Below are 20939 nucleotides of genomic sequence, written 5' to 3'. Positions count from 1 at the left end.
TGCGGTTACTTCTTCTTCTCGCCGTAGATCGGGTTCTTCTCCCCGGCCGGTCCCACCCGCTCGTCGAAACCGGCGTCGAGGGTGGCGATGCTGCTCATCTGGCGTTGGATGTAGGCCTCGTCACCGCTGTGGATCTTCTTGGTGACCTGCATGTGGTTGGAGATGTGCGCGCAGGCGTCGAGGACGGTGTTCAGCTGCGTGGACCAGCGGTTCGACACGTGCTGGAGTCCGGAGCCGAGCGCGAACCCCTGTGAGGTCAGGTCGCTCGCCGCCTCGTCGACGCTCGTGTTGTCCAGGCGGGCCTGGTCCCAGAGCCGGTCGTAGAGCTCGTGCGCGTGGCTGCCGATCTTGGAGAGATCCTGCTGGTCGACGCTGAGGTCACCCGTCTTGTCGGGCGTCGTCGGGGCCGAGCCCGGGCCGGAGTCGCCGGGGTACTGGTTGAGCTGCATCTGTGTCGCGCCGCCCTGCCGGCGTTCCAGCGCCTCGGCCTTCAGTTGGTCCCACTCGTCCCACGCCACCGACCTGCTCCTCCACCCCTCGAAGTCCCTCGCCGGCAGCCCGCTGAACGGCCCCGGGGCGGCCAGCGTAGTCAATTCGTCCTGGAGTTCGGGACTGCGGCCCCGAGTCTCCACAGAACGTGCTCCGGAGACGGTGTCGTCGGTCAGGCGGATGTGCGCCCGCAGGGGCTGGGCGGAGCCTTCTTCCACCCGGACCCGGATGATCATCGCGCCGGTGCCCGATGCGGCCACGCCCCTCATCGTCCGGGCGGCCGTCACCGTGGCATGACCGGGCGAGGCCGGCGACCGGCCGGCGCAGTCGCCCGGTCGGCTCCAGCCCGAGTTCGTCGTGCAGGCGCCGCGCATGGCGGACATGGACGTGAATACCTCGGGAGGAACGTTCCGTCCGGCGCCCCGGGCACCGGCGTACGTGACAGGTGGTCGCGGGCCCGGAACCGGCCGACCGTGTCCGGGCAGCGGTTCCGGGCCCGCGGTGGTCGTCCGTCGTGCGGGCGCCGGGGCCGGCTCAGGGCGTGGTGTCCTGGCCGAGCCGGAGGTGGTGCAGCAGGAGTAACGCCGCCGCCATGCCGGCGGCCGGGACCTCGCCGGCGGCGATCAGGTCGGGGACCACTTTCAGGGGCACCCACTCCCGGCGGTCCGACTCGAAGTCGTCCACGGGGTGTCCGACGTACTCGCCCTCGTCGGACCAGTAGACGTGGTGCCGGGCGTCGGTGAGGCCGTTGGACGGCTCCACGGTCATCAGGTGGTGCAGCGGCCCCGGCCGCCAGCCGGTCTCCTCCTCCAGTTCCCGTGCGGCGGCCCCGGCGACGTCCTCGCCGTCCTCGACCACGCCGGCCGCGAGCTCCCACCCCCAGCTGTCGGTGATGAAGCGGTGGCGCCACAGCAGGAGGACCTCGTTGGCCTCGTTCACCACCGTGGCCACGGCGACGGGCCGCAGCCGGATGAGGAAGTGGTCGAGATGCCGGCCGTCCGGCAGTTCGACATCCGCGAGATTGACACTGAACCAGCGATTTGAGTACACGGTCTGTTCGTTCCGCTTCGCCCACTGCATGGTTCTGCCACCTTCCGACGAGTAAGGGGCAATATCGCAGCAGCGGTGGTCCGGCGGGCAGGCGCACGGGAGGCCGCCCGCGGTGCAGCGACAGGCGCGGCGGAGGCGCACGGCCGGGCACGGGTGTCCCCGGCCCGCGCCCGCGCTACAGCGGTACGCGCAGTGCCCCGTCGATGAGTTCGGCCGCCTCGGCGGTGCCCGCGCAGCCGCTGCGGACGAGGTGTTCGCGCACCTCGCGCAGTCTGTCCCGCAGCCGCCGCGACTCCATCCCCCGGGCCTGCTCGGCCATCCGCACCGCGACGGCCACCGCCTTGTCGGCGTTGCCCTGGCGCAGTTCGATGGTGCTCAGCATGGCCAGCCGGTGCACCCGGCCCCGGTCGTGGGCGGGGGTGTCCACGGCCGCCGCCGCGTGTTCCCCGGCCGCCGCCAGCTCGCCGAGGCTGAGCAGCGCCTCCGCCACCTGGACGTTGACCAGGCCGGGCTGGACGTAGCCGGTCTCGTCGGGTTCGGTTCCGCGCCGGATCCGCTCGGCGGCCCGCTCGGCCCGCCGGATGCCGGACAGCGCGGCGGTGCCGTCGCCGAGGTGCGCGTACGCCTTGGCCTGCATCGCGTACAGGTCGGAGGCGAGGGCGGGGGTGATATGGGTGCCGGCGGCGCGCAGCGCCGCCTCCGCGAAGGCGACGGCCTGCCGGTACTCCCGCAGGTACAGCGACTGGTTGACGAGCAGCGCGATCACATAGGCGCCGAGTCCCCGGTCCCCGCTGGCCTTCGCCAGCCGCAGCGCCTGGTGGAAGTAGCGCTGGGCGAGGCCGTGCGCGTCGGAGTCGTACGCGCAGATACCGGCGACCGCCACCAGGCCGCCGGTGGCCCGGTGCAGTTGGCGGCCGGTGGCGTCGGTGTAGCCGCCGCGCAGCAGCGGGGCGGCCTCGGCGTTGAGGAAGCCGACGATCCGGGCGCGGGTCGCGATGCCGCCCGCCTTGCGGTACATCTGCTCGTAGTGGGTGCGGGCGGCGCGCAGCATGTCGAGGTCGCCGGGTGTGACCCGGTGCCGGCCGCCGCGGGAGACGTCCACGTCCTCGGGCGGGTTCTCCCACTCCCACACGGGCATGACGGCGGGCGTGCCGGTGACGGCGGGGGCGCCGAGTATGTGCGGGCGCCGCTGCTGGTCGGAGCGCCACAGCGCGGTGGCCCGCTCGACGAACCCGCGGAGCGAGCCGGTGTGCGGGACGGGCGGCCCGCCGGGCACGCCGAGGCCGATGTCGTCGAGGGTGACCTGGCGGTGCAGGCGGGTGGCGAGCACCTCGCAGATCAGGTCGGGCACCTGGCCCCGGGGCCGCTGTCCCTTCAGCCAGCGCGCCACGGCGGTGTGTTCGTAGCGGAGCGACAGACCGCGCGCCCGGCCGGCCTGGTTGACGTGCGCGGCCAGGCCCGCGTGCGAGATCCCGGCCTCGTCCAGGATCGCGTCGAGCAGGGTGTTGGGCTGCATTCCAGGCCCCCCGGGTGGTTCGGTGCCGGACAGAGTAGTGGCCGCGCGTTCACACGGGGTGTGAACGGAGTGCCCGAATCCGCAGTGTGCGCGCGCTGTCGCCGAACGTGTCCGGCCGGTTGACTGAAATACCTCGAAAGAGGCCGGCCGGGCCGCCGGCTCCCCCTCGTACAGTGCGGCGGCCCGTTCCCACGCCGTCCGCCCTGCTGCCTGCCCGACATTCCGTGGCGGGACGGACGGCGTGGCACCGCCGGTCATGCCGGGGACCGGAGGTGACCTGTCGGGGGCTGGTGCGGGTGCGCGGTGGCGCGCACCCCGGTGGGGGTGCTCCCCACGTGCCGCTCGTTCCTCAGGATCAGCAGGGCCACGTCGTCCTTGGGCGGGCCGACGGTGTGCCGCAGCAGTGCCGTGCGGACCGTGTGCAGCACGGACCGGGCGGTGACCGGGTGCTCGCGCGCCGCCCCGGTGAGGACGTCCCGCAGGGGGAAGAACCGGCCCTCGGCGTCCCGTGCCTCCTCGGCCCCGTCCGTGTGCAGGACGAGTGCGTCACCGGGCAGCAGAGCTCCGCAGGGGACGGCGGGGAGTTCGGGCGGCAGGGGGAACGGGCCGAGCGGCGGGAGCGGATCGGCGCGGGCGAGCGGTTCGGCCCGTGCGCCGGTCAGCAGGTACGGCCAGGGGTGGCCGCAGTTCAGGGCCCGTACTCCCCCGTCCGGGAGGATCTCCAGCAGCACGACGGTGACGAACTCCTCGCCGGGCGGGCCGTCCTGGGCGGCGCCCGCCGGGTCGTGCCCGCCGTGGGCCCGCTCCCTCAGGTGCCGGGCCATCGCCCGCTCCAGCCGGCGCAGCACACCGGCGAGTTCGGCCTCGTCGTGGGCGGCCTCGCGGAAGCTGCCGAGGACGGCGGCGGCGGTCCGTGCGGCTCCGATTCCGTGCCCGCGCACGTCGCCGATGACGGCCCGTACGCCGTGCTCGGTGGCGACCACCTCGTACAGGTCGCCGCCGATCCGGGCCTCCGGGTCGGCGGAGAAGTGGACCGCGGCGGCGGCCAGGCCGTCGATCCACGGGGGCGGGGGCCGCAGCAGCGCGCTCTGCGCCTCCTCCGCGATCCGGCGGGCCCGCCGCAGTTCGCGCAGCAGCCGGCGCCGCACGTGCATCACCAGGCCGGTGGCGATCGCGCACATCACGGCACTGCTGACGAGGCGTGCGCCGAGGGCGGCGTCGTGGGCGAGCGGGCAGGTCAGCCGGTAGGCGACCGCGGTGGCGCCCAGGACCGTGGGTACCGCGAAGGTGGGTACCCGTGAGGACAGGAACCGGGGTGGCACCCTGTGGGGAGCCCCGGACTTGAAGCGGATCATGCCGATGGCCCCCCATATAGGCCCGGACAGCGCAGACCGGCCTCGAGAGGCCGGTCTGAATTCTGTCGGCCGCATGGCTTGATCCGGACGTATCACTTCGAATAGTCACCCGAACGAGTGAGGTGACCGGCAGGATGAGGGGAACGGGGGGCGTGGGAGGCGCATGTCACGCCCCCCGCACCCCGGAAGCCGTCGATTACCGGCCTCCGCGGACCGGCTTCGGTGCGCTTGGCGCGCGGGCGAAGGCGGGGGTGGGGCAGGGGGTTTCGCCCCCGCCGCCCCTTCCCGTCCCGTCCCCGGGGGCTGCGCCCCCAGACCCCCTTTGTCCTCAAACGCCGGACGGGCTGATCGTGCTGGACGGGAAGTGGCGGACCGGCTGGGACGGGCGCTAGCCCCTCAGGACCGCCCCGGTGCGGTCGCCCGCGAGGGTGACCGCCGATTCACGGGCCGCCGAGGCCTCGTCGACGGTCAGCGTGCGGTCGGTCGCGCGGAACCGCAGCGCGTACGCCAGGGACTTGCGGCCCTCGCCCAGCTGCTCGGCGTTCTCGTACACGTCGAACAGGCGGATGGACTCCAGCAGTTCACCGGCGCCCTCGCGCAGCGCCGCCTCGACGTCCGCGGCGGGCACGAACGCGTCGACGACCAGCGCGACGTCCTGCGTGGCGACCGGGAAGGTGGAGATGCCCGGCGCCTGCGGGACGCCGTCGCCGGCCTGCTCCAGGGCGTCCAGGTCCAGCTCCATCGCGCAGGCGCGCGCGGGCAGGCCCAGGGCCTTCAGGACGCGCGGGTGCAGCTCACCGGCGTGGCCGATGACGCGCTCGGCGCCGTCGACGGTGACGGTCAGCTCGGCGCAGCGACCCGGGTGCCACGGCCCGTACTGGCCCTTGCGGACGCCCAGTTCGGCACCGGCCTCACGGGCGACGGTCCGGGCGGCCTCGACCGCGTCGGCCCAGTCGGCGGGGCGACCCCTGCCCCACCAGCCGGCCTGCTCGCGGGCGCCCGCCAGGACGACGGCGACGTGCCGCGGCTGGTGGGGCAGCGCGGCGTTCAGCGCGGCGATGTCGTCCTCGCTGGGGCGCCGGTCGACGGACAGGTTCGCGGCGACCCGCTGCTCCTCGCGCGGCCGGAAGACCAGGCCGGTCTCGAACAGCGCGAGGTCGTGCGAGCCCCGGCCGTCGTTGCGGCGCAGCGCGCCGAGCAGGCCCGGCAGCAGCGAGGTGCGCAGCGCGGGCTCCTCGTCGCTGAGCGGGTTGACCAGCTTGACGACACGGCGGGCCGGGTCATCGGCGTCCAGGCCGAGCTGGTCGAAGACCTGCTCGCTGACGAACGGGTAGTTCGGCGCCTCGACGTAACCGGCCCCGGCCAGGGCGCGGCCGACCCGGCGGTGCAGGCGCTGGCGGGCGGTCAGACCGCGGCCGGCCGGCGGCCGGGGCAGCGTGGAGGGCAGGTTCTCGTAGCCCTCCAGCCGGATGACCTCCTCCGCCAGGTCGTTGGCGTCGGTGAGGTCGGGCCGCCAGGACGGCACCGTGACGATCAGCTCGTCCTGCCCGTACACGTCGCAGCCGACCTCCTGAAGGCGGCGTACGACGGTCTCCCGGCCGTACGTCACACCGGCGACCTTGTCCGGGTGGTCGGCGGGGACGGTGATGGTGTGCGGCGCGGTCGGGGCGATGACCTCGGTGACACCGGCCTCGGCGGTGCCGCCCGCGAGCAGCACCAGCAGGTCGACGGTGCGCTGCGCGGCAGCGGCGGCGGCCTGCGGGTCGACTCCGCGCTCGAAGCGGCGGGACGCCTCGGAGGACAGCTTGTGGCGGCGGGCGGTGCGCGCGATGGACACCTGGTCGAAGTGGGCGGCCTCGATCACCACGTCGCCGGTCGCGTTCTCGGTGTCGTCGTGGTCGGCGATCTCGGTGTCGGCGCCGCCCATGACACCGGCGAGCCCGATGGGGCCGCGGTCGTCGGTGATGACGAGGTCCTCGGCGTGCAGCTTCCGCTCGACGCCGTCGAGGGTGACGATCTTCTCGCCCTCCTCGGCCCGGCGCACGCCGATGGTGCCCCGGACCCGGGAGCGGTCGTAGGCGTGCAGCGGCTGGCCGAGCTCCATCATCACGTAGTTGGTGACGTCGACGGCGAGCGAGATCGGGCGCATGCCGACCTTCTGCAGCCGGCGCTTCAGCCAGATCGGGGAGCGCGCCTCGGGGCTGAGGCCGGTCACCGTGCGGGCGGTGAAGCGGTCGCAGCCGATCGGGTCGGAGACCTTCACCGGGTAGCCGAAGGCGTTCGGTCCCGGCACGTCGAGGAGGGCCGGGTCGCGCAGCGGCAGGCCGTAGGCGATGGCGGTCTCGCGGGCGACGCCGCGGATGGACAGGCAGTCGCCGCGGTTGGCGGTGACGGCGATGTCCAGGACCTCGTCGACCAGTTCCAGGAGCTCGATGGCGTCCTTGCCGACCTCGGTCTCCGGCGGCAGCACGATGATGCCGTGCGTGCCGTCGTCGCCCATGCCCAGCTCGTCGCTGGAGCAGATCATGCCGTGGGAGGTCTTGCCGTAGGTCTTGCGGGCGCTGATCGAGAAGCCGCCGGGCAGGGTGGCGCCGGGCAGGACGACGACGACCTTGTCGCCGACGGCGAAGTTGCGGGCGCCGCAGACGATCTCCTGGGGCTCGCCGGTGCCGTTGGCCCGGCCGACGTCGACGGTGCAGAAGCGGATCGGCTTCTTGAAGCCCTCCAGCTCCTCGATGGTCAGCACCTGGCCGACGACGAGGGGGCCCTTGAGGTCGGCGCCGAGGTGCTCGACGGTCTCGACCTCGAGCCCGGCCGAAATGAGCTTGGCCTGTACGTCACGGCCGGTCTCCGTCGCCGGCAGGTCGACGTACTCCCGCAGCCAAGAAAGCGGGATCCGCATCAGATCTCCATCCCGAACGGCCGGGTGAACCGGACGTCACCCTCGACCATGTCTCGCATGTCCTCGACGTTGTGGCGGAACATCAGCATCCGCTCGATGCCGAACCCGAAGGCGAAGCCGCTGTACTTCTCGGGGTCGACGCCGCAGGCGGTGAGCACCCGCGGGTTGACCATGCCGCAGCCGCCCAGCTCGATCCAGCCCTCGGACGAGCAGGTGCGGCAGGGGCGGTCGGGGTTGCCGACGGACGCGCCCTTGCAGACGTAGCAGAGCATGTCCATCTCGGCGCTCGGCTCGGTGAAGGGGAAGAAGTTCGGCCGCAGCCGGGTCTTCATCTCCGCGCCGAACAGCGACTGGACCATGTGGTCCAGGGTGCCCTTGAGGTCCGCCATGGTCAGGCCCTCGTCGATCGCGAGCAGCTCGACCTGGTGGAAGACGGGGGTGTGCGTGGCGTCCAGCTCGTCGGTGCGGTACACGCGGCCGGGGCAGATCACGTAGACCGGCGGCTCGCGGTCGAGCGCGGAGCGGATCTGCACGGGCGAGGTGTGGGTGCGCAGCACCACGCCGGACTCGCCGCCGCCCTCCGGGCCCCGCACGAAGAAGGTGTCGGCCTCGCCGCGGGCCGGGTGGTCCGGGCCGATGTTCAGGGCGTCGAAGTTGAACCACTCGGCCTCGGCCTCGGGGCCCTCGGCGACCTCGTAGCCCATGGCCACGAAGATGTCCTCGATGCGCTCCGACAGCGTGGTGAGCGGGTGGCGGGCGCCGGCCCGGACACGGTCGTAGGGCAGCGTGACGTCCACCGCCTCCTCGACCAGGACGCGCGCGTCGCGCTCGGCCTCGAGTTCGGCCTGGCGAGCGGCGAGGCCCTTGTTCACGGCACCGCGCGCCTGTCCCACCCGCTTGCCGGCCTCGGCCTTGGCGTGCGGAGGCAGGGCGCCGATCTCGCGGTTGGCGAGCGCCAGCGGGGAGGTGCCGCCGGTGTGGGCGACCTTGGCCTCCTGGAGGGCGTCGAGGGAGTCCGCGGCGGCGAAGGCGGCGAGCGCCTCGTCCCGCATGCGCTCGATCTCTTCCGGTTTCAACGTCTCGACCTCTACAGGGTCGTACGACTTATTGGGTGCCGACATCTCTTCCCGTGCTTCCGATTGGCTGGCTGACGGTCCCCGTACCGACTCGTGGACGGTGCGTCCAGGTTTTTGGGACACAAAGGTGCCAAAGGCCGAGTCTAACGGGGTGGGGGAACGCGAATGCGCCCGTGGGGCCTTCGGACGTCTCAGGTGAGATACGCCGGTGCCGCCACGGGCAACGTAAATCGGAACTCGGCGCCGCCTCCGGGGGCGCGTCCGACCGTGATGGTGCCGCCGTGGGCCTCGACGATGCCCTTGACGATGTACAGCCCGAGGCCCGTCCCGCCGCGCTTGCTGCCCCGCCAGAAGCGGGTGAAGACGCGGTTCATGGACTCCTCCGGGATGCCGGGCCCCTCGTCGCTCACCGTGACCGACGTACCGGCGTCCTCCCGTTCGCGGGGGGACGCCGAGGGCGTGATGTCAATCGTGACGGTTCCCTCGCCGTGCCGCACCGCGTTTTCCAGCAGGTTGCCCAGCACCTGGTCGATCTTGTCGGGGTCGGCCCACAGGTCGGGCAGCGGGCGCTGCACCCGCAGCAGGAAGCGGTCGGCCTGCTGCCCGGCGGCGACGTGGGCCTGGATGTGCCGTCCGACGGCGGCCCCGATGTCGACGGGCTGGCGGCGCACCTCCAGGCGCCCGGAGTCGATGCGGGATATGTCGAGCAGCTCGGCGATGAGCCGGGTGACCCGGTCGGCGTCGGCGTCGACGGTCTCCAGCATCAGCCGTTTCTGGTCGTCGGTGAACCGTTCCCACTTGGCGAGCAGGGTGGCGGTGAAGCCCTTGACGGAGGTGAGCGGGGAGCGCAGTTCGTGGGCGACGGTGGCGATCAGCTCGGCGTGGTTGCGCTCGGTGCGGCGCCGGGCCTCGGTGTCGCGCAGGGTGACGACGACGCGGCGGACGGGGCCGGTGGGTGCGGCGCGGACGTAGCGGGCGGAGACGAGGACCTCCCGGCCCCCGGGGAGCAGCAGGTTGCGTTCGGGCTGGCGGACGCGGATGTCGAGGCCGCCGTAGGGGTCGGTGAGCTGCCACCAGCGGCGGCCCTCCAGGTCCTCTAACGGCAGGGCGGTCTCCAGCGGCAGGCCGAGGGCCCGCTCGGCGGGGACGGCCGTGATGCGGACGGCTGCCGCGTTGAAGCAGATCACCCGTCCGTGTTCGTCGGCGACGACCAGTCCGTCGGGCAGCTGGTCGGGGTCGATGCCGAGTTCGGCGAGGTCACCGGGCCGGGGCGCGGGCGGGCGCGCCGCCCGTTCTGTTCCCGGTGCGCTGCTCGTGCCGACGCTCATCCCCGTACCCCACCTCTCGGAACGTCCTCGGGGCGCCCCGTGCTCGAGCCCTGCCGAGAGCTTGGGGGAGGGTCCCCGGGCTGGTCACCCTACTAGTTCCCGGTGACGGAGCGGCACCCTCCGGCGGCGCGCTGTGCACGCGCCGACGCATAGAGACATACGGCGGCGGCGGTGGCGAGGTTCAAGCTCTCCGCCTTTCCGTGGATGGGGACGCGGACGACGGCGTCGGTGAGGGCGCGGGTCTCCTCGGGCAGGCCCCAGGCCTCGTTGCCGAAGACCCAGGCGGTGGGCCCGCCCATGGTGCCCTTGTCGAGTTCGTCGTCGAGGTCGCGGTCCCCGGCGCCGTCGGCGGCGAGGAGGCGCACGCCCGCGTCCCGCAGCCCGGTCACGGCCTGTCCGACGGGGACGCCGACGGCGACCGGAAGGTGGAACAGGGAGCCGACGGAGGCACGCACGGCCTTGGGGTTGTACAGGTCGACGGAGGCGTCGGTGAGGACGACGGCCTCGGCTCCGGCGGCGTCGGCGCACCGCAGCACGGTGCCGGCGTTCCCGGGGTCGCGCACGTGGGCGAGGACGGCGACCAGCCGGGGCCGGGCGGCGAGGATCTCCTCGAACGGCGTGTCCAGGAACCGGCAGACGCCGACCAGCCCCTGCGGGGTGACGGTGGTGGAGATGTCGGCGATGACGTCCTCGGAGGCGAGGTGCACCCGGGCCCCGGCGTCCCGCGCCGCCCCGACGATGTCGGCGTACCGCTCGGCGGCCTCGACGGTGGCGAACAGTTCGACGAGCGTGCCGGTGTTCCCGGCGCGGTGCCCGGCCGCCTCCCGCACGGCCTGCGGCCCCTCGGCGAGGAACAGCCGCTCCTTCCCCCGGAAGTTCCGCTTGCCGAGCCGCCGGGCGGCGGACACACGGGGCGAGCGGGGGGAGATCAGCTCGGGGCTGACGGTGGGCATCTTCTTCACCTTCGGGAGAATCACGACGTGCGGCGCTTCGTGGGACTGGGGCGACGGTGCCGCCCTCTGGCATCGGCGTGACGCGGCCGCCGGGGAAGCGGGCGTCGCCGCGGCTCCCCGGGGCGCGGGGCCGTATCGCCGTGCGGCTCCGCCGCGTGGGCGCGACCGGCCGCAACGGACCCGCGGCCGGACGGCCGCGACCGACGACCATGACGACAGGACCCGCAAGCAATGAAGCCTGCGGGTCCTCACACTCACGTCCGGCTCAGAGCCGACGCGGCGTCACGCGGCCTTGGGCGCGTTCACGTCCGCCGGCAGCGCCTTCTGCGCGACCTCGACGAGCGCGGCGAACGCCGGCGCGTCGTTGACGGCCAGCTCCGCCAGGATCTTGCGATCGACCTCGACGTTCGCGGCCTTCAGACCCTGGATGAAGCGGTTGTACGTGATGCCGTTGGCGCGGGCGGCGGCGTTGATGCGCTGGATCCACAGCTGGCGGAAGTCACCCTTGCGCTTCTTGCGGTCGTTGTAGTTGTAGACCAGCGAGTGGGTGACCTGCTCCTTGGCCTTGCGGTACAGGCGCGAGCGCTGACCGCGGTAGCCGGAGGCCTGCTCGAGGATCGCCCGGCGCTTCTTGTGGGCGTTGACTGCCCGCTTGACGCGTGCCACTTTTTAACTCCTTGTAGCGGGGCCGCGGTTGTCCTCACACGGCCCGGTGTCGATGGGGTCCCGGTCCTGCCGTACGGCGCTCAGTGGCGCCCGTACGTCACTTGCCGAGAAGCTTCTTGATCTTCGCGGCGTCGCCCGGGGCCATCTCGGCGTTGCCGGTGAGGCGACGCGTCACGCGGGACGACTTGTGCTCGAGCAGGTGGCGCTTGCCGGCGCGCTCACGGAGCACCTTGCCGGAGCCGGTGACCTTGAAGCGCTTGCTGGCACCGCTGTGCGACTTGTTCTTCGGCATAGCGCCGTTCTCTCCTCGTCGGTGGCGCTCCGGTGCCCGGCCATGAGAACCGGGCACGGTGGAGCGTCGTACTTGTGTCGGTTTGCTTCCTGGGGCTCGCGCCCCCGGGAGTCACGCCTCGGCAGGCTCCTCGGCCGGCTGGGCCTCGGCGTCCGCGGCGTTCTGCGACTTGCCGGGGTTGGCCTTCGCCTCCGCCTTGCGGGCTTCCTGCGCCTGGCGAGCCTCGGCCATCGCCTCGGTCTTCTTCTTGTGCGGACCGAGGACCATGATCATGTTGCGGCCGTCCTGCTTCGGGTTCGACTCCACGAAGCCGAGGTCCTGGACGTCCTCCGCGAGACGCTGCAGCAGTCGGTAGCCGAGCTCCGGCCGGGACTGCTCGCGACCACGGAACATGATCGTGATCTTGACCTTGTCGCCCTGCTTGAGGAACCGGACGACGTGACCCTTCTTGGTGTCATAGTCGTGCGGGTCGATCTTCGGCCGGAGCTTCATCTCCTTGATGACCGTGTGCGCCTGGTTCTTGCGCGCCTCACGGGCCTTCATGGCCGACTCGTACTTGAACTTCCCGTAGTCCATGAGCTTGCACACGGGCGGACGGGCGTTCGCCGCGACCTCGACGAGGTCGAGGTCGTACTCCTGCGCAAGCTCCAGGGCCTTGGCAAGCGGGACAATCCCGACCTGCTCGCCGCTGGGACCGACAAGTCGCACCTCGGGAACGCGAATCCGGTCGTTGATGCGGGGCTCGGCGCTGATGGATCCTCCTCGGTAGCACCACGCGACGGTCTGGCGGACAGCCGCGTAACGTCTGTGTTCGTGAGACCTAACCGCGCCGGGGCAAAGAAAATGCCCCGGACGATCACAGGCGGGGTTCCTCGAACTACCGGAACACCGCCGCGGTGACCACGGGGCGCGCTTTCGGGCGGATCGCCGCCTCGGGACGGGACCGCCTGACCGGTGACCCGCCGCCCTGAGGGCGGCCAGGTGGGAGTTCGAAGCCTCCACTTGTGGGCCGGGCTCGTGCGCCGCGAGGCATACGGGTCCGACCGGTCGTTACACAAGGTTAGCAGCTCCCGGCGGGGCGCACCAACCGGCCGTCTCCCGCCTCCTGCTGTCAAGGGGGCGTACCGCTGCGCCTATCGTGTGGGGCATGAGTGACACCTCCCCCTCGGACACCCCCGAGACCCCCGGCAGCCCCGACTTCGACGCCATGGCCCGCGACATCGCCGAGGTCCCGGCCGTCGAGGTGATCGTGACGGTCGCCGTCAACCTGATGAGCGCCGCCGCCGTGAAGCTCGGTCTGTCCGAGGAGGGCGACACCTTCAAGGACCTGGACGAGGCCCGCAAGCTGGTGCACGCGCTGGCCGGTCTGCTGGACGCCTCCGCCACGGAGATCAGCTCGTTCCACGCGGCGCCGCTGCGCGACGGCCTGAAGTCGCTCCAGCTGGCGTTCCGCGAGGCCTCCCTGGTCCCGGACGAGCCCGGCCAGGGCCCGGGCGAGAAGTACACCGGGCCGCTCTACGGCTAGGACGTCAGGGACGCACGTACAGGGGCTCGCCCGGGGGCGTGGTCCCGGCCGGCAGGACTGCCAGGTCGAGGCCGCGCACCAGGCGGGCCCTCAGCGTTTCGTCGGCGGCGAGCCGCCGGGCCACGGCGCGGGCGGTCTCGGCGACGGAGGCGTCCGGGCCGAGGACCAGGGCGAGGGTGCCGTCGGCCTGCCCGGGCCCGAGGTGGGCGCGCAGCACGGCGGGCTCCGCGGCGACGGCGGCCCGTACGGCTTCGACGACGGCCGGGTCGGTGAGCGGGTCGGTGCTGGTGCGGCCCTCGGCGAGCGCGAGCAGTGCGGGACCGGTCAGTTCGAAGGGCACGGGGCCGGACACGTCCAGGACGACCGTGTCCGCCTTCTCGTGCGCGGCGGCCCGCAGGGCCTGGTGCAGCGGTACGGCGACGGGGCGGGCCGCCGGGTCCCAGCGGGCGAGCGACTCGGTGGACGTGAAGGCGGGCAGGGCGGTGCGCCCGCCGGCCTTCAGGGTCGGTACGGCCATGTCGCTGGTCTTCTCGCGACGCAGCCCGTTCTCGTCCTCCTCGACCTCCCCGAGGACGGCCACGACGGGGACGAGCAGCCGGGTGCCCTTGAGCGCCTCCAGGACGGGGCCGACGGCGGCGCCGTCCTCGGCCCAGGCGGCGAGCGCGGCGCTCAGCCGGGGGTCGGCGGAGCCGTCGTCGTCGCGGAACGGGGAGTCGGGAATGTTCTTGTTCGCCACGGTCACCGACCCTATCGGGGAGGGACGGAGCGTTCCTCGGACGCCTTCCCTTCACTTTTAAGCCAGGTCTCACTCCAGTACTACAATCCGCACAGCTGATGTACCGATCATTGCGGGCATGCCCTCCCACAGCGGACCACCGCGGCACCGTCGTGCCCGACGGTCGAAGCACCGCGGCCGTCGTGCCCGACGGCCGCGGCGTCGCGCCCTGCTGCCCATCGCGCTCGCCCTGATCGTCGTCGGGGGCGGTGCGACGGCCGGTGTGATGTACATGGGCGCGTGGACGCGTCCGCGGGCGGAGGCCGTGTCTCCGTCGCCGTCCTCGTCGGTCCTGCGGGCGGCGGACGAGGAGGAAGCGGTGGAGAGCGCGACGAACGCGGCGGTGGACCGGGACGCACTGCTGGCGACGGCCATGAAGTCGGTGGCCGTGGCGGACGGCACCGAGGTGTCGGTGGTGGTGCTCGACCAGGACTCCGGGGAGTCGGCCTCGTACGGGACGGGTGCCTTCGACACGGCGAGCATCGTCAAGGTCGACATCCTGGCGGCGCTGCTGCTCCAGGCGCAGGACGCGGGGCGGACCCTGACCGCCGAGGAGAAGACGTACGCCGCCGACATGATCGTGAACAGTGACAACGACTCCACGTCGGCGCTGTGGCGGGTGATCGGGACGGCGGACGGGCTCGACGCCGCGAACGAGCGGTTCGGGCTGACGGAGACGGTGGGCGGGGACGGCCCCGTGTGGGGGGTGACGCAGACCACGGCCGCCGACCAGATCGCGCTGCTGCGACAGGTGTTCGACACGGAGGGTTCAGAGCTGAGCGAGGCCTCACGGGCGTATGTGCGGGAGCTGATGGAGCGGATCGCCGTGGGGCAGCGGTGGGGTGTGTCGGCGGCGGCCGACGGTGCGGCGTGGGCGTTGAAGAACGGCTGGCTGCGGCGCAGCGCCACCGGGCTGTGGGTGGTCAACAGCATCGGACGGGTGACGGCAGGAGGCCACGACTACCTGGTGGCGGCGCTGTCGCAGGGCAACGCGACCCAGGAGAGGGGGATCGCGCTGACCGAGGCCATGGCGCGGGCGGCGGTGTCCGTGTTCACCGGGGACGGCGCGGGCGGCGCGGCGGGAGGTCAGACCTCGTCGTAGCGGGTGCGGCGGCCGCGCCAGAGGACCACCGCGGCGACCAGCAGCACGCCGCCGGCACCGCCCGCCAGGGGGGCCGCCCAGTCGGCGGTGTCGTCGTCGGAGCCGGCGGTGTCCGGGCCGGGGCCGAAGTACTTCTCGCCGTACGCCGCCGGCTTCAGGCCCTCCGGCTCCAGCCGGGACGCGGCCTCGATCGCGGCGGCCGGGTCGACGAAGCCGAAGCCGCGGGAGTCGTCGCGGCCGTCGGTGGGGGCGTTGCGGGCGGTGTCCTCCAGGAGCCGCTTGATCTGGGCCGGGGTCAGGTCCGGGTGGGCCGCCCTGACCAGGGCGACGGCGCCGGAGACGAACGCGGCGGCGGCGCTGGTGCCCCAGCCCTCGTAGTACTTGTGGTCGGGCGCGGCGATGATCACGTCGACGCCGGGGGCGCTGACCGTGGCGTACCAGCGGCGGGTGGAGAACGGGGCGCGGGTGCCGTAGCGGTCGACGGCGGTGGCGGCTATGACGCCCGGGTAGGCGGCCGGGTAGGAGATGTGGTCGCCCTTCTCGCCGCCGTTGCCGGCGGAGGCGACGACGGTCACGCCCTTGCCCAGGGCGTACTGGATGGCCTGGTCCTCGCCGGGTTCGGGATGCGCGGAGGCGGAGTCGTCGCCGAGAGAGAGGTTGATGACGTCGGCGCCGTGGTCGGCGGCCCAGCGGATGCCCTCGGCGAGGGCGTTGCCGCGGGTCTTGCGGGCCTCGGCGCGGGAGGGGTCGTCGTCCTCCAGGATCACCCGGACGGGGAGGACCTTCGCCTCGGGCGCGACGCCCATGACGCCGTCGGCGTTGCCGGGGCCGTGTCCGTGACCGGCGATGATGCCGGCCATGGAGGTGCCGTGGAGGGCCCAGGCGCGGTCGCCCTCGCTCGCGCCGAAGCCGACGAGGTCCTTGCCGGTGAGGACGTTGCCGTCGAGGTCGGGGTGGTCGGCCTCGACGCCGGTGTCCAGGACGGCGACGGTGACGCCCGCGCCCTTCGTGGTCCGCCACGCCTCCTCGGTGTGCATGGCCTCCAGGGCCCACTGCCGGGCGCGGATGCCGTCGGCGTGCGCGGCGGTGGCGGGGAGGAGCACGAGGACGGTGGCGAGGAGGCCGCCGAGTGCCGCCGTGGCGGGACGCCGGCCGGTGGCGGGTCTCATGACGGCTGCTCCGTGGGGGTGCCGGCCTTCTTGCGCAGGCCGCGTTCGACACGGTCGGCGAGGCCCTGGGCCTCGTGGCCGAGGCCCGCCTGGGCGGGGGCGGTGGTGGCTGTGGACTCCATGGCGTCCTCGGCGGGTTGCGGGGTGTCGACGACGCGTCCGTCGGCCCACCCGGAGACGGCGTAGAGGACGACGGGGGCGTCCGTGAGGACGGAGATCGTCCAGGAGGCGCGCTGCCCGGCGCCGAAGCCGGCGGCGGCGGTGCCCTTCGCCGCGTACGGCAGGGGCATCATGTCGGTACGGCGGTCCAGGCGCTCGGCGTCGAAACGGCGGGCGAGGGAGGCCGTGCCGGCGGCGTCGGCCTCGGTGAACAGCAGGCCGACGGTGGTGACGTGGCTCTGGGTGGCGTCGGTGTAGGTGGCGCGCAGCAGGCGCTCGCAGCCGACGGGGGCGAGGACCTTGCGCAGCAGGGCGTCGAAGGCGTCCTCGCAGCCGCTGTCGGGGGCCACGGCGATACGGGTCCAGGACCGGTCGGCACCGCCGGGGCCCGCGCCCTCGCCCTGCAGGGTGGGCGGGAACAGCTGGTCGACCGGGACGTCGTGCCACATGTCCCGGGCGGCGGCGAAGCCCTGCCGGGCGCCCGGCGCGTCGGAGTCCCCGGCGAGCCAGCTCCCGGTGACCGCACCGCCGATGAGTCCCGCCCCGAGGACGAGGCAGGCGGCTGCCGCGACGGCCTGTGTCCGTCCCCGCCGCCCGAGGGGGTGCGGCCGCGCCCCCTCGTCGTACCCCTCCGGCTCCCCGAACGACACGACGGGCCGCCCCGCTCCGGGCGTACCGCCCGGCGCCGGGGGGGAGCTCCAGGAGAGTGCGGGATCGGGCGCGGGCGCCGGGTCCGCCTGGGAGCGGCCGGCGCCGCTGTCCGGGCGCGTGCCGGACGTCGGGGCCGTGCCCGGGCGGCGCGCTCCGTCCGTGCCCGGCCGTGCGGGCGGTACGACGCGCAGGCGGGTGGTGGTCTCCGACGGGGTTTCGGGAGGAGGAGGGGCCGTGCCGCGTGCGGTGGGCTGCGGCGGTACGGAAGGTGCGCCGTCCGGGAACCGCCTGCCGCGCCCGGCGGCCGGGGGCGCGTCGGGGAAGCGGGCGGAGGCTCGCGGAGGCGGGGGCGCCACCGGGCCCGTACCGGCGGGCGCGCCGTCGCCGAAGTCCGGAAAGCGCGGCCGTGGCGCCGGGCTGCCGGCGCCACCGGCGCCCGTACCGTCCCGGCCGGTGTCCCCGGCCGGCGGGCGCGGGGCCTCACGGATCTCGAACGCGCCGGATCCGCCGGAGGTCCGCCCGCGGGGCACGCCCGGGCCGCCGGCCGGCGGGTGGGGCGGCGCGGGCGGGACGTCGGAGGCGGGTTCGCCGGGCGTGCCGGCCGGGGGGCGGGACGGTTCGCGGGGGTCGAAGGGGCCGGAGCCACCCGAGGTGCGGCCCCGGGGGCCGGCGGGGTCCTCCGGTCGCTCCGTGCCGGTCCGCGCCGGCTCCGGCGGATGCGCGGGGCGCGGGGGGACGGTGGGGCGCGGAGGGTGGGAGGCGCGGCGCGCTTCCGTGCTCATGCACCCCCCGTTCGTCGTGCCCGCCCGGCACGGACTCGTCCCGGGCACAGATACCCGCACGGACGGCGCGTCATCCCGGTACGGCTCTCCGGCCGGCCCCGTTCCGCCGTGCGTGCGCGTCACTCTACGGCGTGGTCCGCGTCGGACGGGAACCAGTCCGCACGGCCGCGGCATCTGCCCGGAACATCCCCTACCGTGCGGTAATCCCTTCTGGCAGGCTGCGCCCATGACTGCGCTCGCCGCCGACCGGGCCCGTTACGACCGGGCCACCGCCCACCTCGACGCCCCCTTCGCCATCGTGGACCTGGACGCCTTCGACGCCAACGCGGACGATCTGCTCCGCAGGGCCGGCGGGAAGCCGGTCCGGGTCGCGAGCAAGTCCGTACGCTGCCGTGCGCTGCTGGAACGGGTCCTCGCCCGAGACGGTTTCGCGGGTGTCATGTCGTTCACGCTCGCCGAGTCCCTGTGGCTGGCCCGTTCCGGTTTCGACGACGTCCTGCTGGCCTACCCCTCCGCCGACCGCGCCGGCTACGCCGAGCTCGCCGCCGATCCCAAGCTCGCCGCCGCGGTCACGGTCATGGTGGACGATCCGGCGCAGCTGGACCTGATCGACGCCTCGCGCGGGGGCGGCGGTGAAGTGGTGCGCGTCTGCCTGGAGCTGGACACGTCCCTGAGGCTGTTCGGCGGACGGGTGCGGATCGGCGCCCGGCGTTCCCCGCTGCACTCCCCCGCCCAGGTCGCCGAGTTCGCGCGGGCGGTGGCCCGGCGGCCCGGGTTCGAGGTCGTCGGGATCATGGCGTACGAGGGTCATGTGGCCGGTGTCGGCGACGCGGTGGCCGGGCGGCCGCTGCGGTCGCGTGCGGTACGGCTGATGCAGGCCGCCGCGCGCCGTGAACTCGCCGAGCGGCGGGCCGCGGTGGTGCGGGCGGTGCGGGAGGTCGTCCCCGGTCTGGAGTTCGTCAACGGCGGGGGCACGGGCAGTGTGCAGCACACCGCCGCGGAGGACGCGGTCACCGAGATCGCGGCCGGTTCGGGACTGTACGTGCCGCGCCTGTTCGACAACTACACGTCGTTCAGCGGGCGTCCGGCGGCCCTGTTCGCCCTGCCCGTCGTACGGCGGCCGGGTGTCGGCGTGGTGACGGTGCTGGGCGGGGGCTATCCGGCGTCGGGCGCGGCCGGCGCGGACCGGCTGCCGGTGCCGTATCTGCCCGAGGGACTGCGGTACGACGCCCAGGAGGGGCCGGGCGAGGTGCAGACGCCGCTGCTGGGCTCGCCCGCCGACGACCTGCTGATCGGCGACACGGTGTGGTTCCGGCACGCCAAGGCGGGCGAGCTGTGCGAGCGGTTCGACGCGTTGCGCCTGGTGGAGGGCGACACGGTGACGGCGACCGTGCCGACGTACCGGGGCGAGGGGCACACGTTCCTGTAGGGGCCGCGCGCTCCCCGGGCGGTTCAGTCCGCCGGGCCGATGCTGCTGCCGACACCGCCGCCGGAGGCGGGGTCGGTGACCGAGCGGATGCCCTCGGTGATGCGGTCCATGTCGGCCGGGGGCGGGCCGTCCTCGCCGGCGTCGAAGACGTAGCGGACGAGGACCGGGGACCCGGTGCCGACGCTGGAGGGGAACACCAGCGACTGCACGTAGCCGCCGGGTCCCTCGGCGGTGGTGACGCGCCAGCGCACGAAGTACCCGGCGCGGCCCGCCACCGCGACCGGACCGGACTTCACGACCTCGTGGGACTCCAGGCCGCCGTAGGGACGTCGGCCGAGGGCGTCCTTGTCGAAGGCGTCCTCGGCCGCGTCGGAGATGTCCTCCTCGGCGAGCGCCCGGGGCGAGGTCTCGTCGTTCTCGGTGACGGTGCGGGAGACGACGAGACCGTGCCGGCACAGGGTGCCGTCGCCGGGGCAGTCGTAGGTGCCGTCGGTGGTCATGACGACGTCGTCCCGGGACACGTTCTCGGGGCGGACCCAGCCGTCGAGGAGCGGGAAGGTGATCCCGTTGAGCTGGTCCTCGACGACGTCCGGGTCCTCGGCGGGCGACGCGGACGGCGACGGGGACCCGGGGACGGACGTGCCGGCCGTCGGACCGGTGCGCGTCTCCGGGTCGCCGTCGTCCCCGCCGAGGAGCACCACGCCGGTGACGATCGCCGCGGCCAGCACGGCGCCGGCGGCGGTGAGCGCCACCGCCTTCGTACGGCCGGTGCCGTCGGCGGGCGGGGCCGGCGGCGCGGCGGGGGCGCCGGGCGTGCGCCGGTGCCCGGTCCAGGCCGTGCCGCCCCACCAGCGCTCCAGGTGCGGGGTGTGCGGGTCGCGGTACCAGCCGGGCGGGGGCGTCATGCTCATCCGGGCACTGTAGGGCGGACGCTAGAGCGGTGTGACGTACGCCCCCGAGATCCCGCCGTCCACCAGGAAGTCGGTGGCGTTGACGAAGGAGGAGTCGTCACTGGCCAGGAAGGCGACGGCGGCGGCGATCTCCTCGGCCTCGGCGAACCGGCCGAGCGGGATGTGCACCAGGCGGCGGGCGGCGCGCTCGGGGTCCTTGGCGAACAGCTCCTGGAGGAGCGGGGTGTTGACCGGGCCGGGGCACAGGGCGTTGACGCGGATGCCCTCGCGGGCGAACTGCACGCCGAGTTCCCGGGACATGGCGAGGACGCCGCCCTTGGAGGCGGTGTACGAGATCTGCGAGGTCGCCGCGCCCATCCGGGCCACGAAGGAGGCGGTGTTGATGATGGAGCCCTTGCCCTGGCGCCGCATGTAGGGGATGGCGGCCTTGCAGCACAGGTAGACGGAGGTGAGGTTGACCTCCTGGACCCGTTTCCAGGCGTCGAGGCCGGTCTCCAGGATGGAGTCGTCGTCGGGCGGGGAGATCCCCGCGTTGTTGAAGGCGACGTCGACGCTGCCGTAGGTGTCGTACGCGGCCTTGAACAGGGCCTCGACCTGCTCGGGGTCGGTGACGTCGACGCCGACGAAGAGGCCGCCGGTCTCCTCGGCCGCGGCCTTGCCGCGTGTCTCGTCCACGTCCCCGCAGACGACGTGGGCGCCCTCGGAGGCGAGCCGGCGGGCGGTGGCGAGGCCGATGCCGCTGCCGGCTCCGGTGACGACGGCGGTGCGGCCGGCCAGTCGGCGGCAGATGGTCTCTTCGCTCATGTGCG

General features: G+C 73.7%; 19 protein-coding genes. 3 read left to right on the top strand and 16 right to left on the bottom strand.

The window, feature by feature from the left end:
• Positions 1-5: 5 nt before the first annotated feature.
• From ACH5AO_RS22345 to infC, 11 genes are all read right to left on the bottom strand, one after another.
• Positions 6-518, bottom strand: a complete 513-nt coding sequence (locus ACH5AO_RS22345) for a hypothetical protein (protein WP_398927315.1) — start codon at positions 516-518, stop codon at positions 6-8.
• A 505-nt stretch (positions 519-1023) separates the two neighbouring features.
• Positions 1024-1569, bottom strand: a complete 546-nt coding sequence (locus tag ACH5AO_RS22340) for an NUDIX hydrolase (RefSeq protein WP_398927237.1) — start codon at positions 1567-1569, stop codon at positions 1024-1026.
• Between the two features lie 145 nt (positions 1570-1714).
• Positions 1715-3055 (bottom strand): transcriptional regulator, encoded by a 1341-nt coding sequence (locus tag ACH5AO_RS22335; RefSeq protein ID WP_398927235.1) that lies wholly within the window; start codon positions 3053-3055, stop codon positions 1715-1717.
• Between the two features lie 254 nt (positions 3056-3309).
• Complete coding sequence (locus tag ACH5AO_RS22330) at positions 3310-4410, bottom strand: PP2C family protein-serine/threonine phosphatase (RefSeq protein ID WP_398927233.1); 1101 nt, start codon at positions 4408-4410, stop codon at positions 3310-3312.
• A 388-nt stretch (positions 4411-4798) separates the two neighbouring features.
• Positions 4799-7312 carry a phenylalanine--tRNA ligase subunit beta gene (gene pheT, locus ACH5AO_RS22325; RefSeq protein WP_398927231.1) on the bottom strand — a complete coding sequence of 838 codons (2514 nt, stop codon included), beginning with the start codon at positions 7310-7312 and terminating at the stop codon, positions 4799-4801.
• Positions 7312-8433: a phenylalanine--tRNA ligase subunit alpha gene (gene pheS / locus ACH5AO_RS22320; protein WP_398927229.1), complete on the bottom strand. Its 1122-nt coding sequence runs from the start codon at positions 8431-8433 to the stop codon at positions 7312-7314. Before pheS ends, pheT begins: the two co-directional genes overlap by 1 nt.
• Positions 8434-8579: 146 nt before the next feature.
• Complete coding sequence (locus ACH5AO_RS22315; RefSeq protein ID WP_398927227.1) at positions 8580-9716, bottom strand: ATP-binding protein; 1137 nt, start codon at positions 9714-9716, stop codon at positions 8580-8582.
• A gap of 92 nt (positions 9717-9808) precedes the next feature.
• The gene (locus tag ACH5AO_RS22310; protein WP_398927225.1) at positions 9809-10669 is read right to left on the bottom strand and encodes a TrmH family RNA methyltransferase; all 861 of its coding nucleotides are present in this window, start codon (positions 10667-10669) and stop codon (positions 9809-9811) included.
• 282 nt (positions 10670-10951) lie between these two features.
• Entirely contained in the window at positions 10952-11335 is a 384-nt protein-coding gene (gene rplT, locus ACH5AO_RS22305) for a 50S ribosomal protein L20 (protein ID WP_398927223.1), read from the bottom strand.
• Between the two features lie 97 nt (positions 11336-11432).
• Positions 11433-11627 carry a 50S ribosomal protein L35 gene (gene rpmI, locus ACH5AO_RS22300; protein ID WP_004933563.1) on the bottom strand — a complete coding sequence of 65 codons (195 nt, stop codon included), beginning with the start codon at positions 11625-11627 and terminating at the stop codon, positions 11433-11435.
• A 111-nt stretch (positions 11628-11738) separates the two neighbouring features.
• Positions 11739-12380 (bottom strand): translation initiation factor IF-3, encoded by a 642-nt coding sequence (gene infC / locus ACH5AO_RS22295; RefSeq protein WP_073933682.1) that lies wholly within the window; start codon positions 12378-12380, stop codon positions 11739-11741.
• A gap of 394 nt (positions 12381-12774) precedes the next feature.
• On the opposite strand from infC, the gene ACH5AO_RS22290 reads away from it, so the two are divergent.
• Positions 12775-13152 (top strand): DUF1844 domain-containing protein, encoded by a 378-nt coding sequence (locus ACH5AO_RS22290; RefSeq protein WP_398927221.1) that lies wholly within the window; start codon positions 12775-12777, stop codon positions 13150-13152.
• A 4-nt stretch (positions 13153-13156) separates the two neighbouring features.
• Here ACH5AO_RS22290 and ACH5AO_RS22285 read toward each other — a convergent pair whose 3' ends face one another.
• Positions 13157-13888, bottom strand: coding sequence for an SseB family protein (locus tag ACH5AO_RS22285; protein ID WP_398927219.1), 732 nt, complete (start codon positions 13886-13888; stop codon positions 13157-13159).
• Positions 13889-14006: 118 nt separating this feature from the next.
• Between ACH5AO_RS22285 and ACH5AO_RS22280 the strand changes: the two genes are divergently transcribed.
• The gene (locus ACH5AO_RS22280; protein WP_398927217.1) at positions 14007-15029 is read left to right on the top strand and encodes a serine hydrolase; all 1023 of its coding nucleotides are present in this window, start codon (positions 14007-14009) and stop codon (positions 15027-15029) included.
• On the opposite strand, the gene mycP is transcribed toward ACH5AO_RS22280, so the two are convergent.
• Entirely contained in the window at positions 15014-16198 is a 1185-nt protein-coding gene (mycP, locus tag ACH5AO_RS22275; protein ID WP_398927215.1) for a type VII secretion-associated serine protease mycosin, read from the bottom strand. The two genes, ACH5AO_RS22280 and mycP, sit on opposite strands and share 16 nt — an antisense overlap.
• On the bottom strand, positions 16195-17790 hold the full coding sequence (locus tag ACH5AO_RS22270; protein WP_398927213.1) for a hypothetical protein: 1596 nt from the start codon (positions 17788-17790) through the stop codon (positions 16195-16197). Before ACH5AO_RS22270 ends, mycP begins: the two co-directional genes overlap by 4 nt.
• 226 nt (positions 17791-18016) lie before the next feature.
• Here ACH5AO_RS22270 and ACH5AO_RS22265 point away from each other — a divergent pair, with 226 nt between their 5' ends.
• Positions 18017-19219, top strand: coding sequence for an amino acid deaminase/aldolase (locus ACH5AO_RS22265; protein WP_398927211.1), 1203 nt, complete (start codon positions 18017-18019; stop codon positions 19217-19219).
• A 23-nt stretch (positions 19220-19242) separates the two neighbouring features.
• Here the strand turns inward: ACH5AO_RS22265 and ACH5AO_RS22260 are convergent, their stop codons facing one another.
• The gene (locus ACH5AO_RS22260; protein WP_398927313.1) at positions 19243-20124 is read right to left on the bottom strand and encodes a DUF2510 domain-containing protein; all 882 of its coding nucleotides are present in this window, start codon (positions 20122-20124) and stop codon (positions 19243-19245) included.
• Between the two features lie 27 nt (positions 20125-20151).
• Positions 20152-20934, bottom strand: a complete 783-nt coding sequence (locus ACH5AO_RS22255) for a 3-oxoacyl-ACP reductase (RefSeq protein ID WP_398927209.1) — start codon at positions 20932-20934, stop codon at positions 20152-20154.
• Positions 20935-20939: the final 5 nt, after the last annotated feature.

It is taken from the genome of Streptomyces sp. NPDC018964, assembly GCF_044390325.1.
GTDB lineage: Bacteria > Actinomycetota > Actinomycetes > Streptomycetales > Streptomycetaceae > Streptomyces.
Note: the sequence above shows the minus strand (reverse complement) of the source record. Positions and strands in the feature narration are given on the sequence as shown.